Here is a 19,552-nt window from a genome sequence, read left to right on the forward strand (position 1 = left end):
CGGCCCGCCACCGCGACCGACGTGAAACACCTCGCCGGGCGAGCCCTCACCCTGCTCGCCGTCCTCGCCCTGATCGGCCTGCTGCCCTGGCTGACCACGACCGACCCGGCGCTGACGATCCTGCACGCCCGCTACAGCGACCGGCAGCCCACCCCTGAGGTCCTCGACGCCATCCGCGCGGAGACCGGCCTCGACGGCGGGCCCGGCCACGTCCTCGGCCAGTGGGCCGGCGGGCTGCTCCACGGCGACCTCGGCACCTCCTGGGTCTCCGGGCAGCCCGTCGGCCCGGACACCGGGGCCGCGCTCGCCACCTCCCTGTCGCTGATGGGCGCCTCGCTCGCCGTCGCCGTGCTGCTCGCCCTCGCCCTCAGCGCCCGCACCCTGCGCCGAGGCGCCCACCGCGAGACCACCACCACCCGCGCCGGGGTCCTCGCCGCCGTCCTCGCCGCGCTCCCCGAATTCCTGCTGGCCGCCGTGGTCGCGACGGTCTTCGCGGTCCACCTCGGCTGGTTCCCGGCCCTCGGCTGGGGCACCTCCGCCCAGGCCGTGCTGCCCGCCCTCGCCATGGGCGTCCCCGCCGGAGCCCTGCTCGGCCGCCTCCTCGACGACGCGCTCCCGGCCGCCTTCGCCGAGCCCTGGGCCAAGGCCGCCACCGCCGCCGGGCTGCCCCCGCGCCGCATCGCCGGGCACGCCCTGCGCCGCACCCTGCCCGCCCTGCTGCCCCAGGGCGGCCTGGTCGTCGTCGGCCTCACCGGCAGCGCGGTCGCCGTCGAGACCCTCTTCGCCATCCCCGGGCTCGGCTCCACCGCCCTCGCCGGCGCCCTCGCCCAGGACCTGCCCGTCCTCCAGGCCGCCGTGCTGGTCCTGCTGCTGACCGGCCTGGTCGCCGCCCTCGCCGTACGCCTCCTCTCCCAGGTGCTGCTCGGTCCGGCCCTCACCGACCGGGCACTGCCCGCGCTGGTGGCGCCCCGGCTGCCCGCCCGCCGAGGGGTGGCCGTGGGTGCCGTCGTCCTCGCCGTGCTGTTCTGCGCCGTGGTCGCGGCCGGGCTGCTCCGCGACCCGCTGCACGTCGACGCCGCCGCCCGGCTGCTGGCGCCGTCCGCCGCGCACCCCTTCGGCACCGACGCGCTCGGCCGCGACGTCCTGGCCCGCGTCGGCCACGGCGCCGCCCGTACCGTGCTGACCGCCCTCGCGGTCGCCGCCGCCGCGCTGCTGCTCGGGCTGATCGCCGGGTTCCTGCGGGCAGGCGCCCTCACCGAGACCGTCAACGCACTCCCCGCCGTCCTCGCCGGACTGCTCACCGCCGCCGTCGCCGGGCCCGGACCGTGGGGCGCGGCCGCCGCCGTCGCCGCCGTCGCCTGGGCGCCGCTCGCCGCCCACACCGAGGCGCTGTACGTCCAGGAGCGGGCCGCACCCCACCTCGCCGCCGCCCGCTCGCTGGGCGCGGGCCCCGCCCACCTGCTCCGGCGCCACCTGCTCCCCGCCGTGCTGCCCCCGGTCACCCGGCACGCCCTGCTCCGGGTCCCCGCGCTCGCCCTCGCCCTCGCCGCCCTCGGCTTCCTCGGCCTCGGCACCCAGCCGCCCGCGCCCGAGTGGGGCCGGATGCTCTCGGAGAACATGCCGTACGCCGAACGCGCCCCCTGGGCGGTCCTCGCCCCCGCCGCCTCGCTCGCCGTCCTCGGCGCCCTGGCCGTCCTCACCGCCGCCGCCGTACGCGGCCGTACCGGCGCCGACACCGCGACCGCCGCCCCCACCGCCCGCGAGGCCACCCCATGACCACCGAAGCCCGCGCCCGCCGCACCCCCTCCAGCCTCCGCGAGGTCACCGGCCTCCCGCCCTACCTGCGGCTCCTGGCCGGGACCCAGTTCGCCTTCAACACCGGCTTCTACGCCGTGCTGCCCTATCTCGCCACCCATCTCGGCGACGGCCTCGGCATGGCCGGATGGCTGGTCGGACTGGTGCTGGGCCTGAGGACCTTCAGTCAGCAGGGCCTCTTCGTCGTCGGCGGCGCCCTCACCGACCGGTACGGTCCGAGGCCCGTCGTCCTCGCCGGCTGCGTGCTGCGCATCGCCGGCTTCGCCTGGCTCGCCTTCGCCGCCTCCACCGCCACCGTCGTCGCGGCCGTGCTGCTGATCGGCTTCGCCGCCGCCCTGTTCTCCCCGGCCGTCGAATCCGAAACCGCCCGCGAGGCCGTCCACCGCGAACAGGCCGACGGCACCGCCCGCGCCCGCACCCTCGCCGTCTTCTCCGCCGCCGGGCAGGCCGGGGCCTTCATCGGGCCGCTGCTCGGCTCGCTGCTCCTCGCGGTCGGGGGCGACTGGGGATTCCGGGCCGCCTGCGGGGCGGGCGTCGCCGTCTTCGTCGCGGTGTTCGCCGGACACGCCGTGCTGATGCCGCGCCGGGCCGCCGTCCACCGGGAGCGGCCGCGCGGCGGCGTACGCCGCGTCCTGGGCAACCCGCGCTTCCTCGTCCTCTGCCTCGCCTACAGCACCTGGCTGATCGCCTACAACCAGCTCTACCTGGCACTCCCGGCCGAGGTGGAGCGCGCCACCGGCTCCCAGGCCGCCCTCGGCTGGCTCTTCGCCCTCTCCTCCCTGCTGGTCGTCACCGCCCAGATCCCGCTGACCCGCCACGCCGCCGTCCGCCTCGCCCCGCGCACCGCGCTGACCGCCGGGCTCGCCCTGGTCGCCGCCGGGTTCGCCCTGGTGCCCGCCACCCCGGCCGGGCCGGGCGGACTGCTCCCCGGCGCGGTCCTGGTCGCCCTGCTGACCTGCGGGCAGATGCTGCTGGTCCCGGCCGCCCGCGGCCTCGTACCGGATCTGGTGGACGACCGGCACCTCGGGCTCGCGACCGGGGCGCTGTCGTCGGTGTCGGGGCTCGCGGTGCTCGGCGGGAGCGCGGCGAGCGGGCTGCTGCTCCAGGCACCCGCGCCGGTGCTGTGGGGCACGCTGGCCGCCGTACCGCTGACGGGCGCGGCGGCGGCGCGGCTGCTGCCGTCCGGGCGTGGCGCCGGTGAGGAGGCCCGCGCGGCGGGGTAGGGGTGAGGCCGAGACCCCGTACGCCCCATCCGCACCAGGAGGCATTCCGCGATGAGTGACACCTCGCAGCTCAGCGACGCTCTCAAGGAGAAGCTGGACACCCCCGTCTTCATCACCGTCGCCACCATCCAGCCCGACGGCAGCCCGCAGCTGTCCCCGGTCTGGGTGAAGCGCGACGGGAACGACGTGCTCTTCTCCACCACCGTCGACCGGCGCAAGACCAAGAACCTGCGCCGCGACCCGCGCGTCACCGTGCAGGTCCAGCCCTTCGACGAGCCGTACACCTACGCCGAGATCCGCGGCCGGGCCACCGTCACCGAGGAGGGCGGCCAGGAGCTGATCGACGAGCTGTCGCTGAAGTACACCGGCAAGCCGTACGCCGAGTTCAACCCGGCCTCCGGCCAGGACGCCGCCCGCGTCGTCGTCCGCGTCACCCCGGACAAGGTCGTCGGCCGCCTCTGAGCCGCGCCCGTCCCGCCCCGCCCCCGCTTCGGTCACGAAGTGGACGCGCCTCGCGCACTGGGGGCGGGGCACTGCCCTGGGCCTACTACCCTGGGAGGCGTGACTATTCGGCTGTACGACACCAGCGCCCGGCAGATCCGTGACTTCGCCCCCCTGACGCCGGGCTGTGTCTCGATCTACCTCTGCGGTGCCACCGTGCAGTCGGCCCCGCACATCGGGCACATCCGCTCGGGGCTCAACTTCGACATCCTCCGCCGCTGGTTCGCCTACCGCGGATACGACGTGACCTTCATCAGGAACGTCACGGACATCGACGACAAGATCATCAAGAAGTCGGCCGAGCAGGACCGGCCCTGGTGGTCGATCGGCTACGAGAACGAGCGGGCGTTCAACGACGGCTACGGCGCCCTCGGCTGCCTGCCGCCCACCTACGAGCCCCGCGCCACCGGCCACGTGCCGGAGATGATCGAGATGATGCGCGGCCTCATCGAGCGCGGCCACGCCTACGAGGCCGACGGCAACGTCTACTTCGACGTCCGCTCCTTCCCCGAGTACCTGGAGCTCTCCAACCAGGACCTCGACGAGCTGCGCCAGCCCTCCGGCGAGGGCGAGACGGGCAAGCGCGACCCGCGTGACTTCGCCATGTGGAAGGCGGCCAAGCCCGGCGAGCCGAACTGGGAGACGCCGTGGGGCCGCGGCCGCCCCGGCTGGCACCTGGAGTGCTCGGCGATGGCCCACAAGTACCTCGGCTCCGCCTTCGACATCCACGGCGGCGGCCTCGACCTGGTCTTCCCGCACCACGAGAACGAGATCGCCCAGGCCAAGGCGTACGGCGACGACTTCGCCACGTACTGGGTGCACAACGCCTGGGTCACCATGGCCGGCGAGAAGATGTCGAAGTCGCTCGGGAACTCCGTCCTCGTCTCGGAGATGGTCAAGCACTGGCGTCCCATCGTCCTGCGCTACTACCTCGGCACCCCGCACTACCGCTCGATGATCGAGTACAGCGAGGAGGCGCTGCGCGAGGCCGAGTCGGCCTTCGCGCGGATCGAGGGCTTCATGCAGCGCGTCGCCGAGAAGGCCGGGGAGACCCCCGCGCCGGCCGCCGAGGTGCCGCCCGCCTTCGCCGAGGCGATGGACGACGACCTGGGCGTGCCGCAGGCCCTCGCCGTGATCCACACCACGGTCCGCCAGGGCAACTCCGCGCTCGCCGCCGACGACAAGGAAGCCGCCGTCGCCCGCCTCGCCGAGGTCCGCGCGATGCTCGGCGTCCTCGGCCTCGACCCGTACGACCCGCACTGGGCGGGGGAGGCGGACCGCGGCGAGGACCTGCACGGCGCCGTCGACACCCTCGTCCGCCTCGTCCTGGACCAGCGCGAGGCCGCCCGCTCCCGCAAGGACTGGGCGACCGCCGACGCCATCCGCGACCAGCTCCAGCAGTCCGGCCTGGTCATCGAGGACAGCCCCACCGGCCCGCGCTGGACGCTCGGCCCGCGCTGAGCCCCAGGGGCCGACCAGCCCCACCCCACCCGGTGTGCCACCCCGCCCGCGAGGCGGCACACTGGGTGGCGGCGTGTCCGGACCACCGGGCGCCACCACCCCGCTCCACCCGACGCAGTACCCGACGGAACAGGTAGACCTCATGGCCGCGAACAACCGCCGCATGTCCGGTAAGAAGGGCGCGCAGATCGGCAGCGGCGGCAAGCGACGCCGCGGCCTGGAAGGCAAGGGCCCGACGCCGCCCGCCGAGATGCGCAAGGGGCACGCGAAGAACCGCGTGGCCAACGCCAAGGCCCGGCAGACCGCCCGCCGCCCCGTCAAGGGCCGCGGCGGCCGCTCCACCTCCGAGCTGGTCGTCGGCCGCAACCCGGTCTACGAGGCCCTGCGCGACGGCGTGCCCGCCTCGACCCTCTACGTCCAGCAGTTCATCGACAACGACGAGCGGGTCCGCGACGCCCTGGCGCTCGCGGCCGAGCGCGGCGGCATCCACCTCATGGAGGCCCCCCGCCCCGAGCTGGACCGCATGACCAACGGCCTCAACCACCAGGGCCTGGTCCTCCAGGTCCCGCCGTACGAGTACGCGCACGCCGAGGACCTGACGGCGGCCGCCTACGACGCCGGGCAGGACCCGCTGGTCGTCGTCCTCGACGGCGTCACCGACCCGCGCAACCTCGGCGCCGTCGTCCGCTCCGTCTCCGCCTTCGGCGGCCACGGCGTGGTCGTCCCCGAGCGGCGCGCCGCCGGGATGACCGCCGGTGCCTGGAAGAGCTCCGCGGGCGCCGCCGCCCGCACCCCCGTGGCCCGCGCCACCAACCTGACGCGGACCCTGGAGGCGTACAAGAAGGAAGGCGTCATCGTGGTCGGCCTCGCCGCCGACGGCGAGGCCGACATCACCGACCTGCCGGCGCTGGAGGGCCCCGTCGCCATCGTCGTCGGCAGCGAGGGCAAGGGCCTGTCGCGGCTGGTCGGCGAGACCTGCGACGTGCGGGTCCGCATCCCGATGCCGGGTGGCGCCGAGTCGCTCAACGCCGGTGTCGCCGCGGGCATCGTCCTCTACGAGGCGGCCCGCCGCCGCGCCTGACCCGCCTCCTGTCCGGGCCCCAAGATCATTTGACGGGGCCCGGACAGATTCGGTGGCGTCAAGGCAGTGTCCAAACCACGCATCACTCGGTTAGATGAGCGTGGAAACCAGAACGCCCCGCACGCCCACGGGGGGACGCTCGTCAGGGTTCGACGAAACTCCCACGCCGCTCAGCATGGTGAAAGTCCACTGCGACCCGGCGCAGGTCATCGTCAACCACGCGAGTTTCCGCGTACAGCTCCCCTCCGCGCAGAAGGCGCAGTCCCCGCGCATCTCGCGGCCCGCCGACGGTGCGCCGGCCGACACCGCGCGCATCCCCGTCGTCGGAACCGTCGCCCGCCGCCGCGCGCCCCTCGTCTGGTCCGGCCGCTCCGCGCCGGGTGACAGCGGCGCCACCGGACTGCTCCAGGCGGTCCGCACCTCCGGCGTCCGGCACGGCGACGACCCGCCCGGCGCCACCCAGGTCATCCCGCGTCTCGACCCGGACGAGGCGCCCACCGGCGAGATCCCCGCCCTCACCGGCCACACCCCCGGCGAACCGCTGCTGCCCCGCATGCGCTCGGCGGGCAGCACCTACGACGAGGACACCTACACCCCGCGCCACGGCACCCCCGCCTACGACGGTGACGGCCCCGACGACGACCGCGAGGGCCACGACGGCGGCGACGGCAGCGACCTCGACCAGGACGGCCGCCCCAAGGCGCGGTCCGCGGTACGGCACGCGTACTACCCGTACCGGCGGATGAACCTCGGTGTCGTGCTGCTGCCGCTGCGCCTGCTGCTCGGCTTCGCCACCACCTACGCGGGGATGAGCAAGCTCTGCGACCCGCTCTACTTCGACGGCGGCGAGCGCGGCTCCCTGGTCCACTGGCTCGGCTCGCTGAAGCCGTGGGGGATCGCCGAGCCGCTGCACGGCTTCGCCCTCCACCACCCGGTCGGCGCCGGTCTGCTGGTCGCCTTCCTCCAGGTGCTGGTCGGCGTGCTGACCGTGCTCGGCCTGTGGCAGCGGCTCGCCGCCTCGGTCGGCGCGCTGCTCGCGGCGGCGCTGCTCGTCACCGTCAGCTGGCGCGCCACCCCGGTCTACGGCATGTCCGACGTCATCTTCCTCGCCGCCTGGAGCCCGCTGATCATCGCGGGCGCCCCGGTCTGGTCGGTCGACGGCAAGCTCGCCGCCGACGCCTGGCGCAAGCTCGGCCCGCGCGCCGGACTCTGGGAGCTGCGGCGCTGGGTGTTCAAGCGCGGCATGGTCGTCGCCACCGTCGCCGTCGGCCTGACCCTGCTGGTCGGCGCCCTGCTCGGCGGCGCCGTCCGCGACGCCGACCGGGTCGTGGTGCCCGGACCCGGCGAGACCCCGCGCAACAGCGTCCCCGGCATGCCGCTGCCCAGCGAGTCCGGCCAGGTCTCCGGCAACCCCGGCGCCTCCACCACCCCGGGCCAGGCCCCGTCGGGCGGCACCACCGAGGGCCCCTCCGAGACCACCAGCGGCGCCGAAGGCGCCGAGCAGCGGGAGACCGCGGGCACCGGCACCACCGCGCCCGCCGAGACCCAGGGCCCCGGCCAGGCCCCGCCGCAGCAGAACGCCCCGCAGCCCCCGCCGCAGACCAGCGCGGGCCCGGGCGACGACTCCTCCGGCGGCTCCGGCGAGCCGGGCGGCGGCCCCGCACCCGGCGACGGCGGCGCCGAGGAGCCGGGCGAGGCCCCGGCCGAGGGCGGCTCCGGCGGCGGAGGGAGCCCGAAGCTGGTCGGCGGCCTCTTCGGCTGACCGGGCCGCGAGGCTCACCCGCCGGGAACGGGCGAAGGCCCCGGACACGTACTCACGTGTCCGGGGCCTCCGCGTGTCCGCGGTGTCCTGTCCGGCCCGCCGGGGCCGGACGGTCCGTCAGCCCGCCTCCTGCGGGTGCAGCAGGCGGGCCAGCAGGTCGTCCAGGGAGACCAGACCGGTCACGGTGTACGCGGGGTCGGCCGGGGCGTGGACGACCGCCAGGGAGGCGCGGCGCTGGCGCAGCACCTCGATGGCCTGGCCGACCGTGTCGTCGGCGGAGAGCGCCGGGACGGGGCGGGCCAGCCTGCGGGCGGTCACCTCGCGGCCCCGGGAGCGGGCGATCAGCGCGTCCCGGGCGTGGACCGAGCCGATGAACCTCTCACCGTCGCGGACCAGCAGGCGGCTGCGGTCGTGGGCGGCGGCGGTGGCCAGCACCGTCTCGGCGTCCGCGTCGGCCGGGACCGAGACGATCTCGGCCGCCGGGATCTGGAGGTCGCCGACCGGGGCGAGCGGCTCGGTGAGCGAGCTGGTGATCAGCTCGCTGTCGTCCTCGCTGATCAACCCGAGCCGCCGGGACTCCGCGACCAGCTGGGTGAGCTGCTCGCGGTTGTGGACCTCGGTGATCTCGTCGCGCGGGGTGACCTTGCAGAGCCGTACCAGGGCGTTGCTGACGCGGTTGAGCACCCGGATCAGCGGGTGGACCAGCCTCACCAGCGCGCGGAACGGCGGTGCCAGCAGCATCGCCGAGCGCTCCGGGTGGGCGATCGCCCACGACTTGGGCGCCATCTCGCCGACGACCATGTGCAGGAAGACCACCACGACCATGGCGACGGCGAAGGCGATGCCGTAGCTGAGCGAGGCGGGCAGCCCCAGGTTCTTCAGGACCGGGTCGAGGGCGTGCGAGATCGCGGGCTTCGACACCGAGCCGAGGCCCAGCGTGCAGATGGTGATGCCCAGTTGGGCACCGGCCAGCATCAGCGACAGCTCGCGCATCCCGGCGAGGGCCGCGCCCGCGCCCCGCCTGCCCTCGGCGGCGGCCTTCTCCATCCGGTGGCGCCTGGCGGCGACCAGCGCGAACTCGGCGGCGACGAAGAAGCCGCTGCCGATCAGCAGCAGCACGGTGACGAACAGGGCCATGGGGAAGCTCATGCCGTCCCCTCCTCACGGGCCTCGGCGGGGGTGGCCACCGGGGCGGTCTCCAGCCGCACCAGGTCCGGGACGTGCCGGTCCAGGGTGCGGACCACCAGGACGGCCTCCAGCCCCGCGTCGAGGCCGACGGAGAGCCGGTCGCCGACGGCCGGGAAGCGGCCGAGGCGGTCCACGATGAGCCCGGCGACCGTCTCGTACGCCTCGTCCTCCGGCAGGTGGACACCGGTGGCCTCGGCCACCTCGTCCACCCGGCGGCCCGCGTCGACCAGCCAGCCGGCGCCGTCGGGCGCGGCCAGGTCGGTGACCCGGTCGGACTCGTCGGCGATGTCGCCGACCAGCTCCTCGGCGATGTCCTCGTAGGTGACGATCCCGGCGACGCCGCCGTGCTCGTCCAGGACGACGGCGAACTCGTCGTCGGCCTCCCGCATCCGCTCCACCGCGTCGGGCAGCGCCAGCGTCTCGGGGAGCAGCAGCGGCTCGCGGGCCACGCCCCCGGCGGTCGTCGCGGCCAGCGACTCCTCCGAGTGGTGCGTCAGCTCGCGCACGCCGACGACGCCGGTGACGTCGTCGGGGTGGTCGCCGAGGACCGGGTAGGTGGAGTGGCCGTACCGGGCGATCAGGTCGACCGCCTCGCCGGCGGGCGCGTCGTGGCGCACGAAGACGGTGTCGGCGCGCGGCACCAGCACCTCCCTCAGGGGGCGCTCGGAGAACTCCAGGGCGTGGTCGAGGAGGAGGGCGGTGTCCTCGGGCAGCTCGCCCCGCTGGTGGGACTCGCCGATGAGGTGGCCGAGCTCCTCCAGGGTCGCGCCGTGGTGCAGCTCCTCGACCGGCTCGATGCCGATCCGGCGCAGCAGGCCGTTGGCGGCGCCGTCGAAGACACGCACCAGGGGACCGACGACCTTCAGGTACATGAGCGTGGAGGAGGCGAGCGACTTGGCGAGCCGCTCGGGGACGGCCAGGGCGAGGTTCTTGGGCGCCAGCTCGCCCAGCACCATCTGGACGACGGTGGCGAGGACGAAGGCCAGCACCACGGAGATGCCGGTGGCGGCGGCGCCGGGGACGCCGACGCCCTCCAGGACGGGCCGCAGCAGCGCCGAGACGGACGGCTCGGCGAGGAAGCCGACGACCAGGCCGGTGACGGTGATGCCGAGCTGTGCGCCGGAGAGCATGAACGACAGGCGCTCCAGCACTCTCAGGGCGCGTTCCGCGCGCTGGTCACCCTGCTCGGCCTCGCGGGCCAGCTTGAGGCGGTCGGCGGAGACGTAGGCGAATTCCTGGGCGACGAAGTAGCCGGTCCCGGCGGTGAGCAGGACGACGGCCAGCAGGCCCAGAGCGGCACTCATCGAACACCACCCCGCCGAGTGCCTTGGTCATGATGATGCGGGCGGGATGGTCGGGGACTGTGCCCCGGGGGGTCCGTCGGACTGGCGGACACGTGCACTCCTTGTGAGCTGGGTCGGGTCCCCAGGCAACGCCTGGGACGGGTGGGGCGTTCCCGCCGGGCGTGTGGTGTGCGTCGTTGCGCCGGGTAGCGGTGGTGTGCTGTACGCGGCCCGGGGCGGACCGGGGGCCGGGGGAGTGGCCGGGGCTTCAGCGGCCGGGGTGCGCGGAGAGTTCGGCGGCGGCCTCGGTGAGGTCCTTGGCGGTGTCGATGGCCCGCCAGTAGGCGCCCTGCGGGATCGGGTAGCCGGCGAGGCGGCGCTCGCGGGCGAGGCGCGGGAAGGTGGTCCGCTCGTGGTCCCCGCGTTCGGGGAGCAGCGCGGTGAAGGCGGCGGCGAAGACGTACACGCCCGCGTTGATGTGGAACGGCGACGGGGGCGCCTCGACGAAGTCCGTGACGTGCCCGAAGGCGTCGGTCTCCACGGCGCCCCACGGGATGCGCGGCCGGGCCAGCGCGAGGGTCGCGAGGGCGTCCCGCTCGGTGTGGAAGGCGGCCATCTCGCCGAGCGGGAAGCGGGTCCAGATGTCGCCGTTGGTGGCGTACCAGGGCGCGCCGGGGTCCGGGAGGCGCGCGGCGGCGTACTTGAGGCCGCCGCCCCGGCCGAGCGGCTCCGGTTCGACGACGGTGAGGGTGCGCAGCGGCAGGTCGGCGGTGTCCAGCCACTCCTGGAGTACCCCGGCCAGGTGTCCGCAGGAGATCACGGCGTCGGTGACGCCCTCCGCGGCGAGCCAGGCCAGCTGGTGCCCGATGATCGGCGTGCCCGTGCCCGGGATCTCCACCATCGGCTTGGGGCGGTCGTCGGTGTACGGGCGCAGCCGCGAACCCTGCCCCCCGGCGAGGACGACGGCCTGTGTGGGCCGCTCCGGCGGGGGCTCCGGCGCGGCGGCGGTCGGCCGCGGGGGCGGGGCGGGGGTGGTCATGGCGGCACTCTACGCAGCGGGTGCCGCCGGGGCGGGGGACGGCGCGGTCACCCGAACTGGGCGACGCCGGAGGCGAAGGAGGTGTCGCAGACGGGCCGGGCGAAGGACTGGGCACGGGTGGCGCCGTACGTCTTCACGGCTGCCTTGCCGAGGGCGCGGGCGAGCGAGACGCAGTGCTTGGCGAGGGAGGGCTTGCGGTCGACGGCGCGCTGGAGCGAGGTGAGCGCCTCCCCCGGATCCTTCTCCTGGAGCTCCAGGAGCAGCTTGTCGCGCAGCACGTCGTGGGCGGCGCGGGGCTTGGCGGGGACGGAGGCGTCCTCGGACGAGGCGGTGAGGACGGAGTCGGCCGGATCACCCGACCAGTTGACGTGGGAGACCGCGAACGTCCCGGACAGCACCAGGACGACGGGGAGGACGAGCGCGAGGGAGCGGCCGATGCGGCGAGCGGTGTGGTTCACGCGCCTGAGAGTAGCGGCAAGTGATGATTTGGCGACATTTAGTCACTCGATCGGGTTGTGGCGCTCGGGTTTTCCCGGGTGTGAAGTTGACGGGAGGTGGGAAAAGCATGGGGTGTGCGGGGGTTCGCGTAGTTTGGCGTGGTTGCCAGGGTTTGGGGGCCAGTTGGGTGGGGAACGGCGGCAGGGCCCGCCCCGCCCGCGTACGCGGGGGAGCGGGCCCTGCCGGAAAAGGTGCCGCCGTGCGGTCAGTCGCTGAGGCGCTCGCCGGTGGAGGTGGCGAAGACGTGCAGCTCGCCCGGGCGCGGGACGACGTGCACGGTGGAGCCCTTCTCCGGGACGGCCCGGCTGCTGACGCGGATGACCAGGTCCTTCGACCCGCCGTCCAGGTCGACGCTGCCGAAGACGTACGCGTCGGCGCCGGTCTCCTCGACCACGTTCACAGTGACGGCGAGGCCGGCCGGGGCGTCGGAGCTCGCCTTGGAGAGGGCCTCGGTGGCGGCGCTGTTCTGCTCGGCCACGTCGAAGTGCTCGGGCCGCACGCCCACGGTGACGGTGGTGTCGCCGCGGTCGGCGGCGGCCTTCAGCGCGTCCCGGCCGACCGGCACCACGGAGTTGCCGAACTTCACGCCGCCGTCGGTGATCGGCACCTCGATGAGGTTCATCGCGGGCGAGCCGATGAACCCGGCGACGAAGAGGTTGGCCGGGCGGTCGTACATGTTGCGCGGCGAGTCGACCTGCTGGAGCAGCCCGTCCTTGAGGACGGCCACCCGGTCGCCCATCGTCATGGCCTCGATCTGGTCGTGGGTGACGTAGACCGTGGTGATGCCCAGGCGCCGCTGGAGCGAGGCGATCTGGGTACGGGTGGAGACGCGGAGCTTGGCGTCGAGGTTGGAGAGCGGCTCGTCCATGAGGAAGACCTGCGGCTCACGCACGATGGCGCGGCCCATCGCCACACGCTGCCGCTGACCGCCGGAGAGCGCCTTGGGCTTGCGGTCCAGGTACGGCGTGAGGTCGAGGATCTTCGCCGCCTCCTCGACCTTGGCGCGGATCTCGCTCTTGTTGACGCCGGCGATCTTCAGGGCGAAGCCCATGTTGTCGGCGACCGTCATGTGCGGGTAGAGCGCGTAGTTCTGGAACACCATGGCGATGTCCCGGTCCTTGGGCGGCAGGTGCGTGACGTCGCGGTCGCCGATGCGGATGGCGCCGCCGTTGACGTCCTCCAGCCCCGCGAGCATCCGCAGCGAGGTGGACTTCCCGCAGCCGGAGGGACCGACCAGGACGAGGAACTCCCCGTCGGCGATCTCGATCTCCAGCTGGTCCACCGCGGGCTTCTCCGAGCCCGGGTAGATGCGCGTCGCCTTGTCGAACGTAACCGTGGCCATGGTGACAGGCCCCCTTCACCGGCAGGAACGTGCCGGACGATCCGAGTAAAGAAGGTGACCGCCGCGGGGACTCCCACGACGGGGTACCGCCACGGGACGGGCCCGCGGCGGCGATTGGTGTAGTCCACCGGAGCGGACCCCTGGAAGCTACCCCGGGGGCGGGCGTCCTGTCAGTACCCGGAACCCGATGATCATGGCCCGACCGGTAACGATCCTGCCTACGAGCAGCCACGGCGCACCCCCGGAAACCCACCCGGCCCCCCGCGGCGCGATGGGTACACTGCACGGGCACGCCTCCTTAGCTCAGATGGCCAGAGCAACGCACTTGTAATGCGTAGGTCGTCGGTTCGAATCCGACAGGGGGCTCGGGTGAGGCCCAGGTCGGATCCGTTCTGACCTGGGCCTTCGTGTTCTTCCAAGTAGGTCTGTGACGGGGGAGAGCTCCGTTCGTGGCGCCGTCGCCGCCGCCGGTGGACAACCGGTGGACAGGCGTGCAGCGAGAGCGCGGGGCGGTGGACGGGCGAGTAGTGGTGATCGAGCACTGAGCGGGCTCCCTCGCCCACAAACCGGCCTCGTCCCTCCCCACCATGCCCGGAAGAACGACAACAGCCGGCTCGGGCGACGATTTCTGACGGGAGTACCAGCGCGCTCAAGGGCCACGTACTCGCTCAGGTCCGGGGCGGCCGCACCGCCGACCGCGCCCCCTTCGCCACCCTGCTCGTCGGCACGGGCCGCACGGGGAAGTGACGCCGAACGGGGCAGGTCCGCGGGGAACCCCCGGATGCCACGCGTAAGGGCGGAACTCGGGGGAACCCGTGGCGACGTGCCGTATGCCGACGAGAACACCTCGAACGACGCCTCACAGCCGCGGCTGCGGCGCGTCCTGTCCACCCGTCTGCTCTACTTCTTCATTCTCGGAGACGTCCTGGGGGCGGGGGTGTACGTGCTGGTGGGGGAGGTCGCGGCCGCGTCTGGCGGGGCCGTGTGGGTGCCCCTGTTCGCAGCCTTGCTGCTCTCCCTGCTGACGGCGGCGTCCTACGCGGAACTGGCGACCAAGTATCCGCAGGCGGGCGGCGCTTCCCACTACGCCACCCGGGCGTTCGGCCCGACGGCCGGGTTCATCGCCGGGTTCTGCATGCTCGCCGCCGGGATCGTGTCGGTGGCCGCACTGGCCCGTGGCTTCGCCGGGGATTATCTGTCGGCGTTCGTCACGCTGCCCGTCGCCCTGGTCGCGGTGGTCTTCCTGGTCGCGCTCGCTTTCGTCAACGCCCGCGGCGTCAAGGAGTCGACCCGGGCCAACGTGGTGGCCACCCTGATCGAGGTCGGCGGCCTCGCCGTCATCGTGGTGCTGGGGGCGTGGCTGCTGCTGCGCGGCGACGGCGACCCCGGACGGCTCACCCAGCTCGGCACACCCGAGAAGGGCGCGGCGGCGGCCGTACTCAGCGGCTCCGTCCTCGCCTACTACTCGTTCGTCGGTTTCGAGACGTCGGTCAACGTCGCCGAGGAGACCCGCGATCCCAGGCGCTCCTATCCGCGGGCCCTCTTCGGCGCCCTGGCCACCGCGGGCGTCGTCTACGTCCTGGTCGGCGCTGCCGCCTCGGCCGCCGTGCCGACCGGTGTGCTGGCCCGGTCCAGCGGGCCGCTGCTGGAAGTCGTCCACGCCGCCGGCGGAGTCTCCCCGCGCCTGTTCAGCGCCGTGGCGCTGGTCGCGGTGGCCAACGGGGCGCTGCTCACCGGCATCATGGCCTCCCGCCTGGCCTACGGCATGGCCCGCGACGGGCTGCTGCCCACCGTGCTGACCCGGGTGCTGCCCCGCCGCCGCACCCCTTGGGCCGCGATCGCCGCCACCACCGCGCCCGCCCTGCTGCTGGCCCTCACCGGCAGCGTCGCCACCCTCGCCTCCACCCTGGTGCTGCTCCTCCTCGTCGTCTTCCTCCTCGTCAACACCGCCGTCCTCGTCCTGCGCCGGGAGGAGGGCACCCCCGGGCACTTCCGCGTCCCCGCCGTGCTGCCCGTCCTGGGCACGGCCTCCTGCGTCCTGCTCGCCACACAGGTCGAGGCAGCGGTATGGCTGCGTACGGCCGTGGTGCTGGCGGTGGCGGCGGCGCTCGCCGTCGTGCCCGCCGTGCGGCGGCGCCGGGCCGGGCGGACGGCCGGTCCCGGGCGGGGCGACGGGTGAGGAGCTGGCTCCCCCCCGGGTAGCCGGGTGGTCTCCGGGCAGGCGGCGGACAGAGCCGTACACCGGGCCACGGGATCTCCCCCGAGTGGCCCACCACGGAACGCGCAGGGGCGGGCACGGATGTGAAGACCACCCCCTGGACCGTCAGGAGCAATTCATGAGTGACAGCAAGAATCCTCTGAAGGCCGCGGCCGAGAAGGCGGCCGAGGCCGTTCTCGGCCGCGAGGGGCCCGAGGAGGGCGTACCCGGCAAGCCCGCGAGCGCCAGTCCGCAGGAGGCCGAACCGACCGCACCGCGCGAACCCCTTCCGCCCAAGCCCGACCAGACGGGCCCGGCGACGGTAAGCCCCACCGGCCAGCCCACCGGGGCGAGCCAGAGCGATGTCGCGCAGGGCGGGGCCTACCTGACCAACGCCCAGGGCACCCGGCTCCACGACACCGACCACTCGCTGAAAGCGGGCCCGCGGGGGCCGGTCCTCCTCCAGGACCACCACCTGCGCGAGAAGATCACCCACTTCGACCACGAGCGCATCCCCGAGCGGGTCGTCCACGCCCGGGGCGCGGCCGCGCACGGCGTCTTCCGGGGCTACGGCACCGCTGCCCAGATCTGCAAGGCCGCCTTCCTGGGCAAGGATGTCGAGACGCCTGTCTTCGTGCGCTTCTCCACCGTGCTGGGCTCGCGGGGTTCGGCCGACACGGTGCGCGACACCCGGGGCTTCGCGACGAAGTTCTACACCTCCGAGGGCGTCTTCGACCTGGTCGGCAACAACATCCCGGTCTTCTTCATCCAGGACGCCATCAAGTTCCCCGACGTCATCCACGCGGGCAAGCCGCACCCGGACCGTGAGATCCCACAGGCGCAGAGTGCCCACGACACCTTCTGGGACTTCGTCACCCTGCACTCCGAGGCGACCCACCACACGCTGTGGAACATGTCGGACCGGGGCATCCCGCGGTCCTACCGGATGATGGAGGGCTTCGGCGTCCACACCTTCCGGCTGGTCGACGCCGAGGGCGGCACCACGCTGGTGAAGTTCCACTGGAAGCCCAAGCTCGGCGTCCACTCCCAGGTATGGGAGGAGGCGCAGATCACCGGCGGGGTGGACCCCGACTTCCACCGCCGCGACCTGGCCGACGCCATCGAGGCGGGCGCCTTCCCGCAGTGGGAACTGGGGGTCCAGACCTTCCCGGACAACCCCGAGCAGACCTTCGAGGGCATCGACCTCCTCGACCCGACGAAGATCGTCCCCGAGGAGCTGGCGCCCGTCCAGCCGATCGGCCTGCTCACCCTCAACGCCAACCCGTCCAACTACTTCGCCGAGACCGAGCAGGTCGCCTTCCACACCGGCCACCTCGTCCCCGGCATCGACGTGACCAACGACCCGCTCCTGCAGGGCCGGATGTTCTCCTACGTCGACACGCAACTCACCCGGCTCGGTGGGCCGAACTTCGCCCAGCTGCCGATCAACCGCACCCATGCCCCCGTCAACGACATGCTGCGCGACGGCATGCACCAGACCGCCGTGCACCGCGGCGTCGCTCCTTACCGGCCCAACTCGCTGGACGGCGGCTGCCCGTTCATGGCGGGCGCCGACACGGGAGCGTATGTCGAGGTACCGGTCGAGGTGGCGGCGGGCCGCAAGGTCCGCGAGGCGCCCGCCTCGTTCGACGACCACTTCACCCAGCCCCGGCTGTTCTGGCTGAGCATGACGCCGGTCGAGCGGGAGCACATCGTCGCCGCGTACACCTTCGAGCTGGGCAAGTGCTACGAGCAGGCCATCAAGGAGCGCGCGCTGAAGGTGCTGGCCCGCATCGACACCGAACTGTGCGAGCAGGTGGCGACGGGCCTCGGACTGCCCGCCCCCGCCGCCGAGGAACCACTCGCCGACCCCTCCCCCAGCCCCGCCCTGTCGCAGGTCGGGCAGACCTGGCCGCTGGACGGCCGGATCGTCGGCATCGTCGCCGACGCCGACGCCGACCTCGCGGGCGTCCGGTCGCTGCGCGAGTCCCTGCTGGAGAACGGTCTGGTGCCGCTGGTCATCGCCCCGGCGGGCGGGAAGCTCGGCACCGGCGCGGAGGCCGTCACGGTGCAGCGGACCTTCGCCACCGCCCGTTCCGTGGAGTTCGACGCCGTGGTGCTGGCCGGGGTCCCCGCCCAAGGCGCCGACGCGCTCGGCGCGCGGGACGCCAAGGCCGGGGACGCCCACGCTTCGTCCACCAGCGATCCCCGCCTGCTCCTGCTGGTCTCGGAGGCATTCCGCCACGGCAAGGCGATCGGCGCGTGGAACGGCGGCGAGCAGGTCCTCACGGCGGCCGGCTGCCCGCTGACGGCCCCGGGCGTGATCACCGGGGACGGCGCCACCCAGGTGCTGGACGAGGTGACCGGCCTGCTCGGTGCCCACCGCGTCTGGGAACGCTTCCCGACGACGCTCTGACCGCCCGCGTGCCCGCCCCGCGCCGCGCACGGGACGCGGGGCGGGCACGGCCCACCGCCGGACGCCTCCGCCTCCCGGTCGGGCGGGCCAACCCGCCGGACCTTCCGAAGAACCACCCTGCCGCCCCGGACCAGAAACATGACGAGTGGGGCCGGCCCGTCGGAGCCGGCCTGCCCCGCCGCGTCGCGGGTGCGGGGAGGGGAACGTTTCCGCCTGCCAACGGGGCGGGGGCGCGTCGGCGGGTGGGCGGAGGGTCTGGGGCGGCGCCTGGCCCTGGGGGCGTGTGCGGTAGGGGGTGTCCGTGCTCCGGGGGAGGGGGGACGGGTCGGGTGGGGGATCGCTCCGGCCGTGATTGCTGTTGCGAAAGCGAACGCGTGTGGCCCATAGCACGTCGAGCGGGTGTGTGTCACGCGTGGGTAATTTCACGCCATACGTCGACAGTGCGCCAAGGAGGCAGTAATCTTCGCCGCAGTCCATCGGCTTTGTCGGTGTTCTGCTTCCGGGTGGGAAAAGGAAGTGGTGCGGCGTGGGGGCCGGAATTCTGAGGAATAGCGCAGGTGGGAGCGTTGGCGGTTCCTCGCACGGGGAATCTTGAAACATTACTCCGGGGGCGTACCTGCTGTGGAACAGGTTCGAGAGAATAGTCAGGATATTTCCGGTGAGCAGCTCGGGGGGCGTCACGGGTTATCGGTGGAACTCAGCCCGGTGGACTGCGTTCCGATAATTTCGATAAAGCCCGGTTACTCTCCTCGCTTGGAGGGTGAGGATTATTCGCATGCCCAGGCGCTCGCGGATGTCGAGCATCCGCTTCCACCGATCATCGTGCATCGCCAGTCGATGCGGGTGATCGACGGATCGCACCGGCTCATGGCGGCGCTGATCAAAGGCCGGGAGAAGATCGAGGTCAGGTTCTTCGACGGCCCCGAGGATTGGGCCTTCCTCATCGCCGTCCGGGAGAATGTCACGCACGGTCTGCCGCTTTCCCGGACGGACCGGGAGGCGGCCGCACGGCGGGTGCTCACCACGCAGCCGCTCTGGTCCGACCGGGCGGTCGCCGCGGTGGCCGGGCTCGCGCCGAGGACCGTGGCCGCCCTGCGTTGCCGGCTCGCCGGCCGTTCAACTGACGACGGGGCTCAGTTGAACGTGCGCCTGGGCAAGGACGGCCGGTACCGGCCGGTCAACTACAGCCAGGGCCGGCTCCGTGCCAGCGAGGTGGTCACGGCTTACCCGGACATGCCGCTGCGGGAGGTGGCGCGGCAGGCGGGGGTCTCGGTCGCCACGGCGCGCGACGTCCGCCAGCGGGTCCAGCGGGGCGTCGACCCGCTCCCGCCGAAGCTGCGCCTGGCCGGGCGGAACGGCGAACAGGGCAAGGAGGGCAAGGCGGAGGACCCGGCCGCCCGCCGAGCGATCGGCGAGCAGCCGCCGGAGCGACCCCAGCTGGCGGTGATCGGCGCCGCCGACTGGTCGGCGCTGCGCACCAAGCTCCTCCAGGACCCCGTGCTCAGGTACTCGGAGTCGGGGAGGACGCTGTTCCGCTGGTACGACATGCACGCGATCAACGCGCAGGACGTGGCGGCGGGGGTGGAAGGGGTGCCGCCGCACTGGGGCACGGAGATCGCCGCCGTGGCGCGCTCCTGCGGGGAGTTGTGGCTCCACATAGCCAGAGAGCTGGAAAGCCAACGGGAAGAGGCATGACCGGCAGGTGAGGGAAATTCCGGCGGCCGGGTACCGAGTCGGTACCCGGCC

Annotated in this window: 14 protein-coding genes and 1 tRNA gene; 10 read left to right on the forward strand and 5 right to left on the reverse strand. The window is 73.7% G+C overall.

The annotated features are described in order from the left end of the window. Nucleotides 1-21: 21 nt before the first annotated feature. The 6 genes from ACFWMZ_RS21985 (at nucleotide 22) to ACFWMZ_RS22010 (ending at nucleotide 7,843) form a co-directional block, all read left to right on the forward strand. Entirely contained in the window at nucleotides 22-1,776 is a 1,755-nt protein-coding gene (locus ACFWMZ_RS21985; RefSeq protein WP_383203577.1) for an ABC transporter permease subunit, read from the forward strand. Then, complete coding sequence (locus tag ACFWMZ_RS21990) at nucleotides 1,773-3,038, forward strand: MDR family MFS transporter (RefSeq protein WP_383203580.1); 1,266 nt, start codon at nucleotides 1,773-1,775, stop codon at nucleotides 3,036-3,038. The genes ACFWMZ_RS21985 and ACFWMZ_RS21990 overlap by 4 nt, the downstream gene beginning before the upstream one ends. Before the next feature lie 51 nt (nucleotides 3,039-3,089). Next, nucleotides 3,090-3,500: a PPOX class F420-dependent oxidoreductase gene (locus tag ACFWMZ_RS21995; protein WP_383173269.1), complete on the forward strand. Its 411-nt coding sequence runs from the start codon at nucleotides 3,090-3,092 to the stop codon at nucleotides 3,498-3,500. Between the two features lie 99 nt (nucleotides 3,501-3,599). Continuing rightward, the gene (cysS, locus tag ACFWMZ_RS22000; protein ID WP_383203583.1) at nucleotides 3,600-5,000 is read left to right on the forward strand and encodes a cysteine--tRNA ligase; all 1,401 of its coding nucleotides are present in this window, start codon (nucleotides 3,600-3,602) and stop codon (nucleotides 4,998-5,000) included. A 142-nt stretch (nucleotides 5,001-5,142) separates the two neighbouring features. After that, nucleotides 5,143-6,081, forward strand: coding sequence for a 23S rRNA (guanosine(2251)-2'-O)-methyltransferase RlmB (rlmB, locus tag ACFWMZ_RS22005; protein ID WP_383173369.1), 939 nt, complete (start codon nucleotides 5,143-5,145; stop codon nucleotides 6,079-6,081). Between the two features lie 175 nt (nucleotides 6,082-6,256). Beyond that, nucleotides 6,257-7,843: a DoxX family membrane protein gene (locus ACFWMZ_RS22010; protein ID WP_383203586.1), complete on the forward strand. Its 1,587-nt coding sequence runs from the start codon at nucleotides 6,257-6,259 to the stop codon at nucleotides 7,841-7,843. Between the two features lie 117 nt (nucleotides 7,844-7,960). Here the strand turns inward: ACFWMZ_RS22010 and ACFWMZ_RS22015 are convergent, their stop codons facing one another. From ACFWMZ_RS22015 to ACFWMZ_RS22035, 5 genes are all read right to left on the reverse strand, one after another. Beyond that, complete coding sequence (locus tag ACFWMZ_RS22015; protein ID WP_383173263.1) at nucleotides 7,961-8,992, reverse strand: hemolysin family protein; 1,032 nt, start codon at nucleotides 8,990-8,992, stop codon at nucleotides 7,961-7,963. Beyond that, on the reverse strand, nucleotides 8,989-10,335 hold the full coding sequence (locus ACFWMZ_RS22020) for a hemolysin family protein (RefSeq protein WP_383173261.1): 1,347 nt from the start codon (nucleotides 10,333-10,335) through the stop codon (nucleotides 8,989-8,991). The genes ACFWMZ_RS22015 and ACFWMZ_RS22020 overlap by 4 nt, the downstream gene beginning before the upstream one ends. A gap of 247 nt (nucleotides 10,336-10,582) precedes the next feature. Beyond that, nucleotides 10,583-11,353, reverse strand: coding sequence for an NDP-sugar synthase (locus ACFWMZ_RS22025; protein WP_383173259.1), 771 nt, complete (start codon nucleotides 11,351-11,353; stop codon nucleotides 10,583-10,585). Nucleotides 11,354-11,400: 47 nt separating this feature from the next. After that, nucleotides 11,401-11,811 (reverse strand): hypothetical protein, encoded by a 411-nt coding sequence (locus ACFWMZ_RS22030; protein ID WP_383173257.1) that lies wholly within the window; start codon nucleotides 11,809-11,811, stop codon nucleotides 11,401-11,403. A 245-nt stretch (nucleotides 11,812-12,056) separates the two neighbouring features. Beyond that, nucleotides 12,057-13,193 (reverse strand): ABC transporter ATP-binding protein, encoded by a 1,137-nt coding sequence (locus ACFWMZ_RS22035; protein WP_383173253.1) that lies wholly within the window; start codon nucleotides 13,191-13,193, stop codon nucleotides 12,057-12,059. A 292-nt stretch (nucleotides 13,194-13,485) separates the two neighbouring features. Between ACFWMZ_RS22035 and ACFWMZ_RS22040 the strand changes: the two genes are divergently transcribed. The 4 genes from ACFWMZ_RS22040 (at nucleotide 13,486) to ACFWMZ_RS22055 (ending at nucleotide 19,501) form a co-directional block, all read left to right on the forward strand. Further along, nucleotides 13,486-13,559, forward strand: a tRNA-Thr gene (locus tag ACFWMZ_RS22040). 415 nt (nucleotides 13,560-13,974) lie between these two features. Further along, nucleotides 13,975-15,372, forward strand: a complete 1,398-nt coding sequence (locus ACFWMZ_RS22045) for an APC family permease (protein ID WP_383173226.1) — start codon at nucleotides 13,975-13,977, stop codon at nucleotides 15,370-15,372. Between the two features lie 157 nt (nucleotides 15,373-15,529). Continuing rightward, nucleotides 15,530-17,806: a catalase gene (locus tag ACFWMZ_RS22050; protein WP_383203589.1), complete on the forward strand. Its 2,277-nt coding sequence runs from the start codon at nucleotides 15,530-15,532 to the stop codon at nucleotides 17,804-17,806. 753 nt (nucleotides 17,807-18,559) lie between these two features. Continuing rightward, nucleotides 18,560-19,501 (forward strand): ParB/RepB/Spo0J family partition protein, encoded by a 942-nt coding sequence (locus tag ACFWMZ_RS22055; protein ID WP_383203592.1) that lies wholly within the window; start codon nucleotides 18,560-18,562, stop codon nucleotides 19,499-19,501. Nucleotides 19,502-19,552: the final 51 nt, after the last annotated feature.

It is taken from the genome of Streptomyces sp. NPDC058373 (assembly GCF_042723275.1).
Taxonomy (GTDB): Bacteria; Actinomycetota; Actinomycetes; order Streptomycetales; family Streptomycetaceae; genus Streptomyces.

Bases quoted from the DNA above. Each gene is read 5' to 3' on its own strand.
- ACFWMZ_RS21990 (WP_383203580.1), top strand. From the start codon at position 1,773: ATGACCACCGAAGCCCGCGCCCGCCGCACCCCCTCCAGCCTCCGCGAG.
- ACFWMZ_RS22010 (WP_383203586.1), top strand. From the start codon at position 6,257: ATGGTGAAAGTCCACTGCGACCCGGCGCAGGTCATCGTCAACCACGCG.
- ACFWMZ_RS22050 (WP_383203589.1), top strand. From the start codon at position 15,530: ATGAGTGACAGCAAGAATCCTCTGAAGGCCGCGGCCGAGAAGGCGGCC.
- rlmB (WP_383173369.1), top strand. From the start codon at position 5,143: ATGGCCGCGAACAACCGCCGCATGTCCGGTAAGAAGGGCGCGCAGATC.
- ACFWMZ_RS22045 (WP_383173226.1), top strand. From the start codon at position 13,975: ATGCCACGCGTAAGGGCGGAACTCGGGGGAACCCGTGGCGACGTGCCG.
- ACFWMZ_RS22035 (WP_383173253.1), bottom strand. From the start codon at position 13,193: ATGGCCACGGTTACGTTCGACAAGGCGACGCGCATCTACCCGGGCTCG.
- ACFWMZ_RS22025 (WP_383173259.1), bottom strand. From the start codon at position 11,353: ATGACCACCCCCGCCCCGCCCCCGCGGCCGACCGCCGCCGCGCCGGAG.
- ACFWMZ_RS21995 (WP_383173269.1), top strand. From the start codon at position 3,090: ATGAGTGACACCTCGCAGCTCAGCGACGCTCTCAAGGAGAAGCTGGAC.
- ACFWMZ_RS22020 (WP_383173261.1), bottom strand. From the start codon at position 10,335: ATGAGTGCCGCTCTGGGCCTGCTGGCCGTCGTCCTGCTCACCGCCGGG.
- ACFWMZ_RS22015 (WP_383173263.1), bottom strand. From the start codon at position 8,992: ATGAGCTTCCCCATGGCCCTGTTCGTCACCGTGCTGCTGCTGATCGGC.